General features: G+C 72.5%; 14 protein-coding genes. 8 read left to right on the plus strand and 6 right to left on the minus strand.

The annotated features are described in order from the left end of the window. The first annotated feature begins 81 nt into the window (after positions 1-81). The 4 genes from ACIQHQ_RS12450 (at position 82) to ACIQHQ_RS12465 (ending at position 4243) form a co-directional block, all read left to right on the plus strand. Positions 82-1278 carry an amidohydrolase family protein gene (locus ACIQHQ_RS12450; protein WP_402611892.1) on the plus strand — a complete coding sequence of 399 codons (1197 nt, stop codon included), beginning with the start codon at positions 82-84 and terminating at the stop codon, positions 1276-1278. Next, positions 1278-2411 (plus strand): acyl-CoA dehydrogenase, encoded by a 1134-nt coding sequence (locus ACIQHQ_RS12455; RefSeq protein WP_402611893.1) that lies wholly within the window; start codon positions 1278-1280, stop codon positions 2409-2411. Before ACIQHQ_RS12450 ends, ACIQHQ_RS12455 begins: the two co-directional genes overlap by 1 nt. Before the next feature lie 6 nt (positions 2412-2417). Further along, a complete protein-coding gene (locus ACIQHQ_RS12460) occupies positions 2418-3320 on the plus strand; it encodes an acyl-CoA dehydrogenase family protein (protein WP_402611894.1) in 903 nt (300 codons plus the stop codon). A 443-nt stretch (positions 3321-3763) separates the two neighbouring features. Further along, a complete protein-coding gene (locus tag ACIQHQ_RS12465) occupies positions 3764-4243 on the plus strand; it encodes an ATP-binding protein (RefSeq protein ID WP_402612174.1) in 480 nt (159 codons plus the stop codon). A gap of 426 nt (positions 4244-4669) precedes the next feature. On the opposite strand, the gene ACIQHQ_RS12470 is transcribed toward ACIQHQ_RS12465, so the two are convergent. Further along, positions 4670-5596 (minus strand): cyclase family protein, encoded by a 927-nt coding sequence (locus ACIQHQ_RS12470; protein WP_402611895.1) that lies wholly within the window; start codon positions 5594-5596, stop codon positions 4670-4672. Positions 5597-5700: 104 nt separating this feature from the next. On the opposite strand from ACIQHQ_RS12470, the gene ACIQHQ_RS12475 reads away from it, so the two are divergent. The 3 genes from ACIQHQ_RS12475 to ACIQHQ_RS12485 all read left to right on the plus strand — a co-directional run bounded on the left by ACIQHQ_RS12475 (position 5701) and on the right by ACIQHQ_RS12485 (position 8922). Beyond that, the gene (locus ACIQHQ_RS12475) at positions 5701-6612 is read left to right on the plus strand and encodes an SDR family NAD(P)-dependent oxidoreductase (protein WP_402611896.1); all 912 of its coding nucleotides are present in this window, start codon (positions 5701-5703) and stop codon (positions 6610-6612) included. 112 nt (positions 6613-6724) lie between these two features. After that, positions 6725-7873 carry an acyl-CoA dehydrogenase family protein gene (locus ACIQHQ_RS12480; protein ID WP_402611897.1) on the plus strand — a complete coding sequence of 383 codons (1149 nt, stop codon included), beginning with the start codon at positions 6725-6727 and terminating at the stop codon, positions 7871-7873. Further along, positions 7873-8922, plus strand: a complete 1050-nt coding sequence (locus tag ACIQHQ_RS12485; protein ID WP_402611898.1) for a Zn-dependent alcohol dehydrogenase — start codon at positions 7873-7875, stop codon at positions 8920-8922. Before ACIQHQ_RS12480 ends, ACIQHQ_RS12485 begins: the two co-directional genes overlap by 1 nt. Here the strand turns inward: ACIQHQ_RS12485 and ACIQHQ_RS12490 are convergent. Beyond that, positions 8912-9925: a GlxA family transcriptional regulator gene (locus tag ACIQHQ_RS12490; RefSeq protein WP_402611899.1), complete on the minus strand. Its 1014-nt coding sequence runs from the start codon at positions 9923-9925 to the stop codon at positions 8912-8914. The genes ACIQHQ_RS12485 and ACIQHQ_RS12490 overlap by 11 nt on opposite strands. A 72-nt stretch (positions 9926-9997) precedes the next feature. Between ACIQHQ_RS12490 and ACIQHQ_RS12495 the strand changes: the two genes are divergently transcribed. After that, positions 9998-11299, plus strand: coding sequence for an MFS transporter (locus ACIQHQ_RS12495; protein ID WP_402611900.1), 1302 nt, complete (start codon positions 9998-10000; stop codon positions 11297-11299). Positions 11300-11313: 14 nt separating this feature from the next. Here ACIQHQ_RS12495 and ACIQHQ_RS12500 read toward each other — a convergent pair whose 3' ends face one another. The 4 genes from ACIQHQ_RS12500 to ACIQHQ_RS12515 all read right to left on the minus strand — a co-directional run bounded on the left by ACIQHQ_RS12500 (position 11314) and on the right by ACIQHQ_RS12515 (position 15528). After that, positions 11314-11790, minus strand: a complete 477-nt coding sequence (locus ACIQHQ_RS12500) for a hypothetical protein (protein WP_402611901.1) — start codon at positions 11788-11790, stop codon at positions 11314-11316. Positions 11791-11858: 68 nt separating this feature from the next. Then, entirely contained in the window at positions 11859-12470 is a 612-nt protein-coding gene (locus tag ACIQHQ_RS12505; RefSeq protein ID WP_402611902.1) for a flavin reductase family protein, read from the minus strand. A gap of 41 nt (positions 12471-12511) precedes the next feature. After that, on the minus strand, positions 12512-13303 hold the full coding sequence (locus ACIQHQ_RS12510) for an enoyl-CoA hydratase/isomerase family protein (protein ID WP_402611903.1): 792 nt from the start codon (positions 13301-13303) through the stop codon (positions 12512-12514). Further along, on the minus strand, positions 13303-15528 hold the full coding sequence (locus tag ACIQHQ_RS12515) for an acetate--CoA ligase family protein (RefSeq protein WP_402611904.1): 2226 nt from the start codon (positions 15526-15528) through the stop codon (positions 13303-13305). The genes ACIQHQ_RS12510 and ACIQHQ_RS12515 overlap by 1 nt, the downstream gene beginning before the upstream one ends. Positions 15529-15611 lie beyond the last annotated feature (83 nt).

A 15611-nucleotide genomic window follows, 5' to 3' on the forward strand; every position in this document is an offset into this window, starting at 1 on the left:
CCTGCTCCTTGGCTGACGGATCGTCAGATGAGATGCTATCTGACGCAGCATCAGATGAGCACCGTCCGGCGGAGGGGACCCATGGCGACCGAACTGCCCCGCATCATCAGCGTCGACGACCACGTGATCGAGCCCGCCCACCTCTTCGACACCTGGCTGCCGGCCAGGTACCGCGAGCGCGGGCCCAGGGCGCTGACCGCCGGCATCGGTGAACTCGCCTACATCGGCGGCAAGTACCGCATCACCATGGACCCGGACGGTCCGCCCACCGACTGGTGGGTCTACGAGGACCTGAAGTTCCCGTACAAGCGCAACATCGCGGCCGTCGGCTTCGACCGGGACGAGATGACCCTGGAGGGCATCACCCGCGCGGAGATGCGGCCCGGCTGCTGGGACCCGAAGGAACGCCTGAAGGACATGGACCTCAACCACGTCGAGGCGAGCCTCTGCTTTCCCAGTTTCCCCCGGTTCTGCGGGCAGACCTTCGCCGAGGCGCACGACAAGGAGGTCGCCCTCGCCTGCGTGCGCGCCTACAACGACTGGATGGTCGAGGAGTGGTGCGGCGACAGCGGCGGGCGGCTCATCCCGCTGTGCCTGATCCCGCTGTGGGACATCGGCCTGGCGGTCGCGGAGATCCGCCGCAACGCCGCACGCGGGGTGAGGGCGGTGACCTTCTCCGAGATCCCCACCCACCTCGGGCTCCCGTCCATCCACTCCGGCTACTGGGACCCGTTCTTCGCCGTCTGCGAGGAGACCGGGACGGTCGTCAACATGCACATCGGATCGTCCTCACAGATGCCGGCCGCCTCCCCGGACGCCCCGCCCGCCGTCCAGGCCTCGCTCAGCTTCAACAACGCGATGGCCTCGATGATGGACTTCCTCTTTAGCGGCGTCCTGGTGCGGTTCCCGCGCCTCAAGCTCGCCTACTCCGAGGGCCAGATGGGCTGGATCCCCTACGCCCTGGAGCGCGCCGACGACGTCTGGGAGGAGCACCGCGCCTGGGGCGGCGTGCGCGACACCGTCCCCGAGCCGCCGTCCACGTACTACTACCGGCAGATGTTCTGCTGTTTCTTCCGCGACAAACACGGGGTCGCCTCGATCGACGTCGTCGGCCGGGACAACGCCACCTTCGAGACCGACTACCCGCACGTCGACTCGACCTTCCCGCACACCAAGGAAGTCGCCCTCGACCATGTGAAGGGCCTCGACGACGAGACGGTCTACAAGCTGATGCGGGGCAACGCCATCCGGATGCTGGACCTGGACCTCGACCGCTGATGGACCTGTCGTACACGCCCGAGGAGGAGGACTTCCGGGCCCGGCTGCGCAACTGGCTCGCGAAGACGCTCCCGGGTCTCCCGCCCAGACCGTCGCCCGGCGACTGGCCGGGGCGGCGGGCGTACGACCTCGGCTGGCAGCGCACGCTCCACGACGCCGGATACGCCGACGTCCACTGGGGTGCCTCACCGACCCTGCGGCTGATCTTCCTGGAGGAGACCGAGAAGGCCGGCGCGCCCTATGTGGGCGCCAACTTCGTGGGTCTCCTGCACGCCGGCCCGACCGTCGCCGCGGAGGGCACGCCGCAGCAGCGGGAGCGCTGGCTGCCGCCGATCCTGCGCGGCGAGGAGGTCTGGTGCCAGGGCTTCAGCGAACCGGAGGCGGGCTCCGACCTCGCGGCCCTGCGCACCCGAGCGCGGCGCGACGGCGACGCCTACGTGGTGACCGGCTCCAAGATCTGGACCTCCCACGCGCAAGTGGCCGACTGGTGCGAGCTGTTGGTCCGCACCGACCCCGAGGCGCCCCGGCACCGGGGCATCACCTGGCTCGCCCTGCCCATGGACGCGCCCGGCATCACCGTACGGCCGCTGCGCACGCTCGCCGGGTCGGCCGAGTTCGCCGAGGTGTTCCTCGACGAGGTGCGGGTGCCGGTCGCGAACCGGGTCGGGGACGAGAACGACGGCTGGCGCGTGACCATGGTGACGCTCTCCTTCGAGCGGGGCACGGCCTTCGCCGGCGAGGTCGTCGCCTGCCGGCGGGTGCTGGGCGAACTGGCCGTCGAGGCCCGTACGAACGGCCGCTGGGACGACCCGGCCCTCAGGCGCCGGCTGGGCAGGCTCAACGCCGAGTTCCGGGCGCTGTGGCGGCTCACGCAGTGGAACGTGAGCGCGGCGGAGGAGTCGGGCGGGGTCCCGGGCACCGGCGGCTCGGTCTTCAAGCTCCGCTATTCGCACGCCCGCCAGGAGCTGTACGACGCTGCCGCCGAGGTGCTGGGCCCCGACTGCCTCGACCTGGACCGGCCGTGGACCCTCGACCGGCTGTCCGCCCTGTCGTACACCATCGCGGCCGGCACCTCGCAGGTCCAGCACAGCATCATCGCCGAACGCATCCTCGGCCTGCCGAAGGGGCGGTGAGGGGCCGTGCGGTTCCGTCTGACGGACGACCAGCGTGCCCTGCGGGACGGGGTGCGCGGGGTGCTCGCACGGCGCTTCGACGGGGAGGCGCTGCGGGCCGCGCTGGAGGGCGCCGGTGAGGGGGCCGCCGCCGGGGCGCCGCGTCTCGACCGGGAGGTGTGGCGGGCCCTCGGTGACCTCGGGTTCTTCGCGCTGCGGGTGCCGGAGGCGGACGGTGGGGTCGGACTCGGTCTGCCCGAGGCGGTGTTGGCGTTCGAGGAGGCGGGGCGGGCGCTGCTGCCCGGGCCGCTCGTCGCCACCCACCTGGCGGCCGGTGCCGTACCCGGCGCGGCCACCGGGGAGACGGTGGTGGCGGCCGTGGACGGCGGGCTGGTGGAGTGGCTGGCGCAGGCGGACGTCGTCCGCGGGGACGCCACCGGAGCCGTGCCGCTGCGCTCGCTCGACCCGCTCACCCCCCTGCACCGCCTGCCCGCGCGGCGATCCGCTCCCGACCCCGTCGCGGTCCTGCTCACCGCCGCCGAGCAACTCGGCACGGCCGGCCGCGTCTGCGAACTGGCGGCGCAACACGCCCGGGCCCGCGAACAGTTCGGCCGGCCGATCGGGGCCTTCCAGGCGGTGGCGCACCTGTGCGCGGGGATCTTGGTCCGGGCGGAGACGGCCCGCGTCGCGGTGTACGCGGCCGCCGTCACCGCCGACCCGGCCGACATCGCCGCGGCCCGGGTCCTCGCCGACGAGGCCGCGGTGCGCGGCGCCCGGGACTGCCTCCAGGTGCACGGCGGCATGGGCTTCACCTGGGAGTCCGAGGTCCATCTGCATCTGAAACGCGCATGGGTTCGAACCCAGCGTGCGGGGGGCGTCACGGAGAGTGAGGAGCTGCTCGCGGCTGCTCTGCCCCCCGGAACGGCCTGACGGGCCGTCTGGCTGCGACGTCGCCGTGCGCGTTCCCGGAGATGTCATGGATCGTGGCATACCGGAATCACGGAGCGTTGATATCGGCTTGTGTCCTCAGTGTGACTCGTTACGGCCTGGAGTCGATTGCCCGCTCCGGTACCTTGTGTCAGATGCGAGTGGCTCCGAGCGCAGTGCGACCCAGTGGCGCGGCCTGTTCGACTGCCCGCGGCGAGCGTCGCACAGTATGCCGCACGGGTACTCCTTCGCGCTGGAATATGCCCGAAGCGCTTGTTGGCGTGACTGTACGTCAACCATGCTGTCCCACAAGGGACTCACGTTCTGTGATCCTTGTCCCGGCCGTTGTTCTGGCCATGCAGAAAATGGCTACGATCGTGGCCCTCGTGAGGCGCGAGCCTAAGTGTCCGCCGGTTCGGATGGTGTGAGCGGTGCAGGTGCTTCAAGTGCAGCTGGAGATCCGGCCCGACCCCGCAGAAGTGGGGCGAGCCCGGCGGTGGGCCCGCTCCCGCCTGGCCGGGTCCGGCATACAGGCCGACGAACCCCTCGCCGAGACGCTGATCCTGCTCGTCTCCGAGCTCGTCACCAACGCCGTGGTGCACACCGGCCGCCCCGCCGTCCTGCGGCTGTCCCTGCCGCCCGTGGTGACGGAGGAGGCCACGGTCCGCCTGGAGGTGGCGGACCGCAGCGACCGGGCACCCGTGCCCCGGTGCGCCGGTGACGACGCGACCGGCGGCCGGGGCCTGGCTCTCGTCGACGGTCTCGCCGACCGCTGGGGCTGGAGTGTCGAGGCCACCGGCAAGCGCATCTGGTGCGAACTGGACCGGTGCGCGAAGTCCCGCGAGCTGTCGGCGTCGTGCGGAGGCGGTGCGGTGGCGTACGGCGGCGGGGCGTCATTCGAAGGGCTGGCGTACGAGGTGGTGTAGGACGCCGGCCGTGCCCGCCGGGCGCGTGGTGTGTGACGGCACATGCCGCGGGGTTGTACTGCGGGGGCGGGGCACGGAGGCAGAGGGACGGCCGATTAGGTCGGGGCATGCGGTGATGCGCCGGGATGTGCTTCCGTGCGCGCCCGCGACGAAAGCCGTATAAGCGGCATACCGCCGAGCGGGTGTTGACGCCGCGTGACCATGTGATCACGCTGGTGGGCAGCGATTCGCCGTGAGGGGACGACGAGGGCTTCGGTGGACGGCAGCCCTCGTCGAGTGCGAGTCGCTGTTCGGCGGCGTCGGCTTCTTTCGAGGTCAGGAAGTCGGGGCGGGAGCGCCGGAGTCGGGTGGCGGCGCGCGCTGCCGTGCTCGGGGCGAGCAGCGCGACGCCGCCACCTCGTTGGTGGCGGCCCGGCCGTGCGGGGCCTACAGGACGGCCACGGGTGCCACCGGAGAACCGGTCGCCCCGGTGAACGGTTCGGGGGTCGCCGTCAGCAGGAACGCGTACCGGCCCGCTTCTCCACAGGCTGTGGACAACTTTTCGAGATTCCAGTTCTGGCCCTGTGGCATGCCCATCTCCACCAGGTCGAGGGCGTGCACCGGCAGCCAGAGGTTCTCCACCTCGGGCGGGAACACCTCGAAGGTGAGGGTGTCGTTGGCGACGGCGGCGACGTCCCGCGCGTGGAACCACTCCGGTGTGCGGATCGACAGCCCCGGCGACGGATACGCGTAGCCGTGCCGGTCCCCGGCCAGGCAGCTCCGGATCTGCCCGGTCCGCACCAGCACGATGTCACCGGCCCGCACCCGTGTGCCGGCCAACTCCTCGGCGGCGTCCAGGTCCTCGGGTGTGACCGCGTACCCGCCGTCGAGCCGGTCCGTGCCGCGAGCCCGGGCGACGTCCAGCAGTACCCCGCGTGAGACGACGTGCCGGACCGTGCCGATGCCGCTGAACTCGGCGCCGCCGTGCGGGGTGACGGTGTGGGCGGGACGGCCGTTGTAGAGCCGGCCCGAGTGCGACACATGGGGCAGGGCGTCCCAGTGGGTGGCCGCCTGCAGCCCCATGGTCACCACGTCGTCGCTGCACGCGACCGTGCCCGGGCCGAAGATCTCCTGGTTGATCTGCACCATGGCGTGCAGGGGGTCGATACGGCCGGGGATCATCCCCGTCTGCACACCGTCGCGCTGGAGAGGCAGGGCGAGCGGGATGCGGTGGCCGGTGCGGACGGTCGCCGCGGCTTCCCTCACCACTTCGTCGGTGATCAGGTTCAGCGTGCCGATCTCGTCGTCGGCCCCCCAACGGCCCCAGTTGTTCACGCGCTTGGCGATGTCGTGGAACGCGTCCGGTAGTGACATGAGTCCTCCCCGGGGCTTGTCCGCGCCTATCTGACGGGTCGTAGAATTCGGGAATCCAATATCTAACGGTCCGTCAGAAACCGTGGGACGGGAAGGGGCCGGGCGTGGGGAACTTCTTGGCAGGCAAGGTGGTCGCCGTCACGGGTGCCGGGCGGGGCATCGGCCGGGCGGTCGCCCTCGCGGCGGCGGCCGAGGGAGCGAAGGTCGTCGTCAACGACTACGGCGTCTCGGTCGACGGCGCCTCACCGGCGAGCGAGATCGCCGAAACCGTGGTCAAGGAGATCGAGGCGGCGGGCGGTGGGGCCGTGGCCGTCGCCGACGACATCTCCACGATGGCGGGCGGGCAGCGCGTCGTCGACGTGGCGCTGGCGTCGTACGGGCGGCTGGACGGTGTCGTCTGCGTGGCCGGGATCCTGCGCGAACGGATGCTGTTCAACATGACCGAGGAGGAGTGGGACCCCGTCGTCGCGACCCATCTGAAGGGCACGTTCACGGTGTTCCGGGCGGCCTCCGCGGTGATGCGCAAACAGCGCTCCGGCACGCTCATCGGCTTCACCAGCGGCAACCACCAGGGGTCGGTGTCGCAGGCCAACTACAGCGCCGCCAAGGGCGGGATCATCTCGCTGGTGCGCAGCGCCGCGCTCGGGATGCACAAGTACGGGGTGACCGCCAACGCGGTGGCGCCGGTCGCGCGGACCCGGATGTCGGCCGGGGTGCCGATGGAACTGGCCGAGATCGGGGAACCGGAGGATGTCGCCCCGCTGGTGGTGTACCTGCTGTCCGACACCGCCGCCCGGCAGGGGGTGACCGGGCAGGTGTACACGGTGGCCGGCACGAAGATCGCGGTGTGGGCACAGCCGAGGGAGCTGCGCGCCGCGTACGCCGCCGACGGGTGGACCGTGGAACGGATCGCGGAGTGCCTGCCCGGGTCGGTGGGGGTGGATCCGATGCCGATGCTGGAGCGGGTGGCCGGGATGGAAAGGGCTGCCCGGGAAGGGGAACGGCCCAACGCGTGAGGGGCCGGGGCGCGTGCCGCGTGGCGGCAGCGGGCCGGTGGGGGTGGTTCGCGCGGTTCCCCGCGCCCCCCAAGGAGATGTCTCCACCGCACATCGAATCGAGGCGGCGATCGTGGATTTCGGACTCACGCCAGAAGACGAGGACTTCCGTGCCGAGGCTCGTGCCTGGCTCGGCGCGCATGCCGACGGCACGAGTGAGCGCCGCACCTGGGAGCGCACCCTCGGCGCGGCCGGATGGATCGGGCTCGGGTGGGACGGCGACGGCTACGGCAACCGCAGAGCCACCCTCACCCAGCAGGTCGTCTGGGCGGAGGAGTACGCGCGGTCGGCCGCGCCCCCGCGCTCCGGGCACATCGGGGAGAACCTGCTCGCCCCCACCCTCATCGCCCACGGCACCGAGGCCCAGAAATCCCGGTTCCTGCCGCCGATCGCACGCGGTGAGGAGCTGTGGTGCCAGGGGTACAGCGAACCGGGAGCCGGATCGGACCTGGCCGGTATCCGTACCGCGGCCGTGCGCGGACCGGACGGCGGTGCCTACCGCGTCACCGGGCAGAAGATCTGGACATCACTCGCGCACGAGGCGGACTGGTGTTTCGTGCTGGCCAGGACCGAACCCGGCTCGGTGCGCCACCACGGGCTGACCTTCCTGCTCGTCCCGATGGACCAGCCGGGCCGGATCGAGGTCCGCCCCATCCGGCAGATGACGGGCACCAGCGACTTCAACGAGGTCTTCTTCGACGACGCGCACGCGGAACACGTCGTCGGCGGCGAGGGCGACGGCTGGCGCGTCGCCATGAGCCTGCTCGGCTTCGAGCGGGGCGTGTCCACGCTGGCCCAGCAGATCGGGTTCGCCGAGGAACTGGCCGGCGTGGTGCGGGCGGCCGTCGAGTCGGGCGCCGTGCGCGACCCCGTCGTACGGGAGCGGCTCGTGCGGCAGTGGGCCGAGCTGCGGACGATGCGCTGGAACGCCCTGCGCACCCTGGGCGGTTCCGGCGACGCGGGTGCCCCGAGCGTGGCCAAACTGCTGTGGGCCGGCTGGCACCAGCGGCTCGGGGAGCTGGCGGTGCAGGTGCGGGGCGCCGCCGCGAGCGTCGGTCCGGTCGACTGGTCGGCGCGGTCGCCGTACCAACTGGACGCGGCACAGCACCTGTTCCTCTTCTCCCGGGCCGACACGATCTACGGCGGCTCGGACCAGATCCAGCGCACGATCATCGCCGAGCGCGTGCTCGGCCTGCCCAGGGAGCCCAAGGGGGCCGTGTGATGCGAGGCGTGATCTTCGACGGGAAGCGGGCCCGGGTCGTGACGGACCTGGAGGTGCGCGAGCCGGAGCCGGGCGAGGTGCGGGTCGCGATCGCGGCGGCCGGGCTGTGCCACAGCGATCTGTCGGTGATGGACGGGACGATTCCGTTCCCCGTTCCGGTGGTGCTGGGCCATGAGGGGGCCGGGGTCGTGGAGGCGGTCGGCGGGGGCGTCACCCATGTCACGCCGGGGGACCACGTGGCGCTGTCCACGCTGGCAAACTGCGGCACGTGCGCGGAGTGCGACCGGGGCCGGCCGACCATGTGCCGGCAGGCCATCGGACGCCCGGGCCGGCCGTTCGGCCACGGCGGCTCTCCGGTGCACCAGTTCGCGTCCAACTCGGCGTTCGCCGAGCGCACGGTCGTCAAGGCCGTACAGGCGGTCCGCATCCCCGACGACATTCCGCTGACGTCGGCGGCGCTCATCGGGTGCGGGGTGCTGACGGGGGTGGGCGCCGTACTGAACAGGGCGCGGGTGGACCGCGGCGACAGCGTCCTGGTCATCGGGACGGGCGGTATCGGCCTGAACGTGCTCCAGGGGGCCCGGCTCGCGGGCGCCGGGCGGATCGTGGCCGTCGACGCGAACCCGGCGAAGGAGGAGTTGGCACGACGGTTCGGCGCGACCGACTTCCTCACCTCGGCCGAGGGCGTGCGCGACCTCCTGCCCACGGGCGCGGACCACGCCTTCGAGTGCGTCGGCCGCGTGGAGCTGATCCGCCGGGCGATCGACTCCCTGGACCGGCACGGCCAGGCCATCCTGCTCGGCGTGCCCCCGGCCACGGCCGAGGCGTCCTTCCGCGTCTCCTCCCTGTACCTCGACAAGTCCATCCTGGGCTGCCGCTACGGCTCCTCCCGCCCGCAGCGGGACATCGCCCTGTACGCCGGCCTGTACCGCCGGGGGCGCCTCCTGCTGGACGAACTGGTCACCCGGACCTACCCCGTGGAGGACTTCGAGAAGGCGATGGCGGACGCGGAGGCGGGGCGGGTGGCGCGGGCGGTGCTCACCTTCTGAGGGCGGCGGCCGTGTCGTTCTCCGCCCGGAACGTCCGCCGGTAGGCGGAGGGTGTGACGCCCAGGGCCGTCTGGAGGTGCTGGCGCATCGACTGGGCCGTGCCGAAGCCCGCGTCCCGGGCGACCTGGTCGACGGAGCGGTCGGTGGACTCCAGGAGGTGGCGGGCCCGCTCCACGCGCTGCTGGGTGAGCCACTGGCCGGGGCTGACGCCGGTCTCCTCGCGGAATCGGCGCGTGAAGGTGCGGACCGACATGGACTCCTGGGCGGCCATGTCGCGCAGCTGGATCGGCTCGTGGAGGCGGCCCAGGGCCCAGGCGCGGGCGGTGGTGGTGGACGCCTGCTGCGGATCGGGCACGGGCCGCGCGATGTACTGCGCCTGCCCGCCGTCGCGGTGCGGCGGTACGACCGTGCGGCGGGCCACGTCGTTGGCGATCACCGCACCGTGGTCGCGGCGCACCATGTGCAGGCACAGGTCGATGCCGGCCGCGACGCCCGCGGAGGTCAGGACGTCGCCGTCGTCGATGAACAGGACGCCCGGGTCGACCTCGATCTGCGGGAAGAGCCGCTGGAACCGGTCGGCGTCGGCCCAGTGCGTGGTGGCCGGACGGCCGTCGAGGAGACCGGCGGCGGCGAGCACGTAGACACCGGTGCAGATCGAGGCGAGCCGGGTGCCGGGGCGGATGTGGGCGAGGGCGGCGGCGAGCTCGCCCGTCAGCTCGCCCTGCTCGAAGACCGGGCCGAGCTCGTACGACGCCGGGACGATCACGGTGTCGGCGGTGGCCAGGGTCTCGGGGCCGTGCTCGACCTGGATGGCGAAGTCGGCGTCGGTCTGCACCGGGCCGGGCGGGCGGATCGAGCACGTGACGACGTCGTACAGCAGGCGCCCCCGGGCGTCCCTCGGGCGGCCGAAGATGCGGTGCGGGATGCCCAGTTCGAAGGGGAGCAGACCGTCGAGGGCGAGGACGACGACGCGATGCGGGCGGAACTCCGGCTCACGGCTCATGGCCCGATCCTAACGAATACTGTCCTTCCGGCCACTCGATGTGGTTGTGCCGCAGGCCGGAGGCTCTATGCCGTGACCCAGACAACCGATGCGGCGGCCGTCCAGCATCCGCCGAAGCCGACTCGTGGGCGTGTGCACCGCGCCTGGTTCGTCGCCGCCGTCACCTTCGTGACGATCATCGGCGCCGCCGCCTTCCGATCCGTGCCGGGCCTGCTCATCGATCCCCTGCACGACGAGTTCGACTGGTCGCACGGCACGATCGGCGCCGCCGTCTCGGTGAATCTCGCGCTGTACGGCCTGACGGCCCCGTTCGCCGCGGCCCTGATGGACCGCTTCGGCATCCGCCGGGTCGTCGCGGTCGCCCTGACCGTGATCGCGGTCGGCTCCTGGCTCACCGTGTGGATGACCGCGGCCTGGCAGCTGATGCTGTGCTGGGGCCTGCTGGTCGGTCTCGGCTCCGGCTCCATGGCGCTGGCCTTCGCGGCGACCGTCACCAACCGCTGGTTCACCGAGCGGCGCGGTCTGGTCAGCGGCATCCTCACCGCCGCCTCGGCCTCCGGCCAGCTGATCTTCCTGCCCCTGCTGTCCTGGATCATCGACCGGTACGACTGGCGCCCGGCGGCCGTGACGGTCGCCCTCGCCGCCCTCGCGGTCGTGCCGTTCGTCTGGCTCCTGCTGCACGACCACCCGGCGGACGTGGGCCAGAAGCCGTACGGCGCCACCGAGTTCGTGCCGAAGCCCCCGCCCGTCCCCGGCGCTGCCCGCCGGGCCGTGACCGTCCTGCTCTCCGCCGTGCGCACCGGCCCGTTCTGGCTGCTCGCCGGCACCTTCGCCATCTGCGGCGCCTCCACCAACGGCCTGATCCAGACCCACTTCATCCCCGCGGCGCACGACGCGCACATGCCCATCCGGGCCGCCGCCTCCCTGCTCGCGGTCATCGGCGTCTTCGACGTCGTCGGCACCATCGCCTCCGGCTGGTTCACGGACCGCTTCGAGCCGCGCCGCCTGCTGGCGGTCTACTACGCGCTGCGGGGCGTGTCCCTGATGTTCCTCCCGCTCCTGCTCGGCCCGACGGTCCACCCCCCGATGATCTTCTTCATCGTCTTCTACGGACTCGACTGGGTCGCCACCGTCCCGCCGACCCTGGCCCTGTGCCGCGAGCAGTACGGCGAGGACAGCGCGATCGTCTTCGGCTGGGTCCTGGCCTCGCACCAGATCGGCGCCGCCGCCGTCGCCTTCCTGGGCGGCGTCGCCCGCGACACCTTCGGCACGTACGACGTGATGTGGTACGCGTCGGGGGCCCTGTGCGCGGCGGCGGCGTTGATGGCGCTGGTGATCCGGCGGAGGGCGGGCGGCGCGGTGGCGGTGGCCTGAACCGGGGCACCGCTTCAGCGGGTTCCCCGGCTGCGCTGCCGGGCCGGACCGGTCCGGGCGGTGTGGCGGATCCTCTTCGTCCGGCCGCTCTCGGCGAGCACCCCGAGCGCCTCGGCGTCCGATCCGGCCGCGATCCGGAGCTGGAGCCAGGAGGACGACGCGAGCAGGTCCTCCCGACGCCAGGGCAGCCGGAGCGCGACGGCCCGGAACAGGGACCACTCCCGCAGGCGCCGGAGAAGGAAAGGATGCCGGATCACCACGCGGGCCATGGCCTGCGCCCACTCCTCCCAGGCGGGTCCGGCGCACAGTTGTGCGGCCCGGCGGTCGAGATGCCGCAGCACGGCGCCCTGGGCCATGATCCGGTCCGGGTCCGTGAGGACGTCGCCGACCAGCTCGATCTCGTCCGCGCCGGTGACCTGTTCCAGCGCGGCCAGGTAGGCGGCGAACCGGGCGTGCTCGGGCGGTTCCTGCGGTCTGCCTTCGGTGCTCATGCGGCTCACTGTCGACCTTCTGCAGTCCTCCGTGTGCACGGTTCACCGGGCCGGTGCCCCCTGGGGCGTCAGTCCGCCAGCCGCGCGAAGCGTCCCCTGTGGAACAGCAGCGGGCCTCCGGTGTCCTGCGTGCCGAGGGCGGTCACCCGGCCGACCACGATGAGGTGGTCGCCGCCGGTGTGGACGGCGTGGACGGCGCAATCGATCCACGCCACGGCGCCCGCCAGGCGCGGCGCACCCGACACCGGCGCCGCGTCGTACGCCACCCCCGCGAACTTGTCCGCGCCGCTCACCGCGAACGCCCGGCACAACTCGCCCTGCCCGGCGCCCAGGACATTGACGCAGAACACCCCCGCGCGGGCGATCCGCGGCCAGGTCGCCGACGTACGGCCGACCATGAAGGCGACCAGGGGCGGGTCGAGGGAGAGCGAGGTGAAGGACTGGCAGGCGAATCCGGCGGGAGGTTCGCCGGGGGAGGCGGGTGGTGCCGTGATCACGGCCACGCCCGTCGCGAAGTTCCCCAGCACCCGCCGGAATTCCCGTGGGTCGAGCGGAGCGCGCTCGTCGGCGCCGACGCAGCGCAGTTCGGGCCGTGGCAGCGCGTCGACGGGCGCCGGGGCGGCCGTGCGGACCGACCTGAGGTAGCGGACGGCGGCTTCCGCCATCCCTGCTTGTCCCATCACCCCGACATTGAAACTGACGTAGCGTCAGATGGGAAGGGTCAGCGCCCCCCGTACCGCGGGCTCCGCCGCTCCACGAAGCTCCGCACGCCCTCCTGCGCGTCCGCCGTCGTCATGTTGATCTCCTGCGCGGCGGCCTCGGCGGCGAAGGCGTTGGTGCGGTCGGTGTCGAGGGAGGCGTTGACGAGCTGTTTGGTCAGCGCGAGGGCGCGGGTCGGGCCGGAGGCGAGCCGCTCGGCCCACGCGCGTGCCGTCTTCTCGAGCTCCTCGTCCCTGACGACCCGGTTGACGAGCCCGAGGCGTTCGGCGTCCGGGGCGGTGAGCGCGTCCCCGAAGAACATCAGTTCCTTGGCGCGCTGCGGGCCGATGAGACGGGGTAGGAGGTAGGCGCCGCCCGCGTCGGGGACGAGGCCGCGCCGGACGAACACCTCGATGAAGCGGGCCGATTCGGCCGCCAGGACGAGATCGCAGGCGAACGCGAGGTGTGCTCCGAGGCCGGCCGCCGTGCCGTTCACCGCCGCGATCACCGGCTTCTCGCAGTCGAGCACGGCGGCGATCAGACGCTGGGCGCCGGTGCGCAGGGTGCGCGCGACATCGCCCGCGACGCGATCCCCGGCCGGGCCGGCGCCCCGGAGGTCGGCCCCTGAGCAGAAGCCGCGACCCGTCCCCGTGATCACGACAGCGCGTACCTCCGCCGTGGCGGACGCCTGCGACAGCAGCCGGATGATCTCCTCGCGCTGCCCGGCCGTGAGGGCGTTGAGGCTCTCGGGCCGGTTGAGGGTGACGGTGAGGACGTGGTCGCCGCTCGTGTGCACAACAGCGGCCTTCGTCATCAGCGGCACACCGCCAGTGCGTCCAGCGCCACGGCGCCCTGCCCCCGGGGCAGGACCAGCAGCGGGTTGATGTCCAGTTCGGCGAGCTGGTCGCCGAGTTCCAGTGCCATGCGCTGGACGCGCAGGACCACCTCGACCAGCGCCTCCAGATCCGCCGCCGGCCGCCCCCGGACCCCGTCGAGCAGAGCCCGTCCGCGCAACCCCGCGAGCATGTCCCGCACCTGTTCCTCCCCGAAGGGCGGCACTCCCACGGCGGTGTCGCGCAGCACCTCGACGAGCACGCCGCCGAGCCCGACGGTCACGGTCGGGCCGAACAGGTCGTCGTGCGTGACACCGACGACCATCTCGACGCCCTGCTCCACCATCTGGCAGACCAGGACGCCGTCCAGGCAGACGTCCTCGTAGCGGGCGATGTCCGTCAGCTCCCGGTAGGCGTCACGGACCTGGCTGGCCGAGGTCAGCCCGATCTTCACCAGGCCCAGCTCGCTCTTGTGGGCGATCCGGGCGCCGGAGGCCTTCATCACCACCGGGTAGCCCACGAGCCCGGCCGCGCGGACGGCCGCCGCCGCGCTGGTCACCAGCTGCTCGCGCGGTACGCGGATGCCGTACGCCCGCAGCAGCTGCTTCGCCGCGTGCTCGCTGAGCTGCCGGCCGGGCTGCATCAGGGCCTGCGCCTTGCGGTAGGACGGCGAAGGGGTGCGCGGGGCATCGTCGAAGGGGGAGCGGTAGGCGGTCGTGAAGCGGTGGTGGGCGAGGTGGGCCCGGACGGCGGTGAGGCAGTTGCCGACCGTGCGGAAGGTGGCCACGCGGGACGATCCGAGCAGGACCTCGCGGTAGGCCGGCTCGGTGCCGACCGGCGAACCCCACACCACGCAGACGAGCTTGTCGGTCTGCTCGGCCGCCTCCACCAGGTCACGGACGAGCCGGTCGCTGAGCGGCGGGAACGGCCCGGTGACCGGGCAGATCAACACGCCCACCGCGGGATCGGCGAGGATCGCGTCGATGATCTTCCGTCCGCGATGGTCGCCGACCGGGTGGCCGCCGTTGTCGATCGGGTTGGCGACGCTCAGGTACTCGGGTATCCACTGGTGCAGCTCGGCCTGCTTGGCCTCGGACAGGACCGGCAGGCTCAGGCCCGCCCCGGCCGCCAGGTCGGCGACGTGGGCGCCCGTGCCACCGGAGATGGAGTAGACGACGACCCCGTCCGCGCGCGGCGGGCGGGCCCGGGCCAGCAGGGCGGCCGTGTCCTGCAGTTCGTCGAGCCCGTCGACGCGGATCACGCCGTACTGCCGGAGCGCCGCGTCCACCACCGCGTCCGCGCCGGTCAGCTTGCCGGTGTGGGAGGCGGCCGTGCGGGCGCCGGTCTCGGTACGCCCCACCTTGACGGCGACGACCGGCACGCCGCGCCGGGCGGCCCGGTCGGCGGCGAGCAGGAAGGAACGGCCGTCCTTGAGGCCTTCCAGGTAGCAGGCGATCGCGCCGACCTCGGGCTGCTCGGCGAAGTAGGAGAGGAAGTCGGCGCTCTCCAGGTCGGCCTCGTTGCCGGTGGGCGCCCAGTGGGAGAGGCGGATGCCGAGTTCCTGAAGGGCGAAGAGGGGGCGGCCCTGGTGGCCGGACTGGGTGATCAAGGCGATCGCCGGCCCCTCCAGGTCGTCGCGGAACCGCTCGAAGGCGTTGAGGTTGGTGTTGGGCCCCAGCAGCCGCAGGCCGGACCGCTCGACGGCGGCGGCCAGCCGCCGCTGGGCGGCCTCGCCCTGCGGCCCGGTCTCCGCGAACCCGGAGGCGAAGACGACCGCGAACCGTGCCTTGGCCTCGGCCAGTTCCTCGATCACCGGAAGGGGGTCCCCGACCAGCACCACCGCCAGATCGACCTGCTCGGGCAGGTCGGCGACGGAAGGGGAGCAGGGGATGCCGAAGACGGACGGCCGGGAGGGGTGCACCGGGTACAGCCGGGCGCCGACGCGCTCCGCCCAGTCGGCCAGGCGGCGGGTGATGCCGGTGTGGGGGCGCCCCTCGGCGTCCGAGGCGCCGATCACGGCGACGGAGTGGGGGCGGAAGAAGCGGTCCAGGTCGGGTGCGTCGGTGTGCAGCGGCCGCCCGCTGACGTCGAGGTCGTCCGGCTGGGCCGGCCTGCCGTGCACGACGGGCCCGGACCGTTCGCCACAGGCGATGGCCCGGGCCCGTCGGGAGTCGGTGGTGAGGGTGCCGTGAGTCGATCCGAGCATCGTTTCCGCCCGCTCCTGTGAGACAGCCGCTAACTGACGCCTTGTCAGATTACTGAAACGACGCGACGTCAGGAATGGCGAGG

The organism is Streptomyces sp. NPDC092370 (assembly GCF_044755265.1).
Classification (GTDB): Bacteria; Actinomycetota; Actinomycetes; order Streptomycetales; family Streptomycetaceae; genus Streptomyces.

Excerpts from the sequence above, each read along its gene's own strand:
- ACIQHQ_RS12455 (WP_402611893.1), top strand. The coding sequence starts at position 1,278 with ATGGACCTGTCGTACACGCCCGAGGAGGAGGACTTCCGGGCCCGGCTG.
- ACIQHQ_RS12490 (WP_402611899.1), bottom strand. The coding sequence starts at position 9,925 with ATGAGCCGTGAGCCGGAGTTCCGCCCGCATCGCGTCGTCGTCCTCGCC.
- ACIQHQ_RS12470 (WP_402611895.1), bottom strand. The coding sequence starts at position 5,596 with ATGTCACTACCGGACGCGTTCCACGACATCGCCAAGCGCGTGAACAAC.
- ACIQHQ_RS12450 (WP_402611892.1), top strand. The coding sequence starts at position 82 with ATGGCGACCGAACTGCCCCGCATCATCAGCGTCGACGACCACGTGATC.
- ACIQHQ_RS12505 (WP_402611902.1), bottom strand. The coding sequence starts at position 12,470 with ATGGGACAAGCAGGGATGGCGGAAGCCGCCGTCCGCTACCTCAGGTCG.
- ACIQHQ_RS12510 (WP_402611903.1), bottom strand. The coding sequence starts at position 13,303 with ATGACGAAGGCCGCTGTTGTGCACACGAGCGGCGACCACGTCCTCACC.
- ACIQHQ_RS12515 (WP_402611904.1), bottom strand. The coding sequence starts at position 15,528 with ATGCTCGGATCGACTCACGGCACCCTCACCACCGACTCCCGACGGGCC.
- ACIQHQ_RS12485 (WP_402611898.1), top strand. The coding sequence starts at position 7,873 with ATGCGAGGCGTGATCTTCGACGGGAAGCGGGCCCGGGTCGTGACGGAC.
- ACIQHQ_RS12500 (WP_402611901.1), bottom strand. The coding sequence starts at position 11,790 with ATGAGCACCGAAGGCAGACCGCAGGAACCGCCCGAGCACGCCCGGTTC.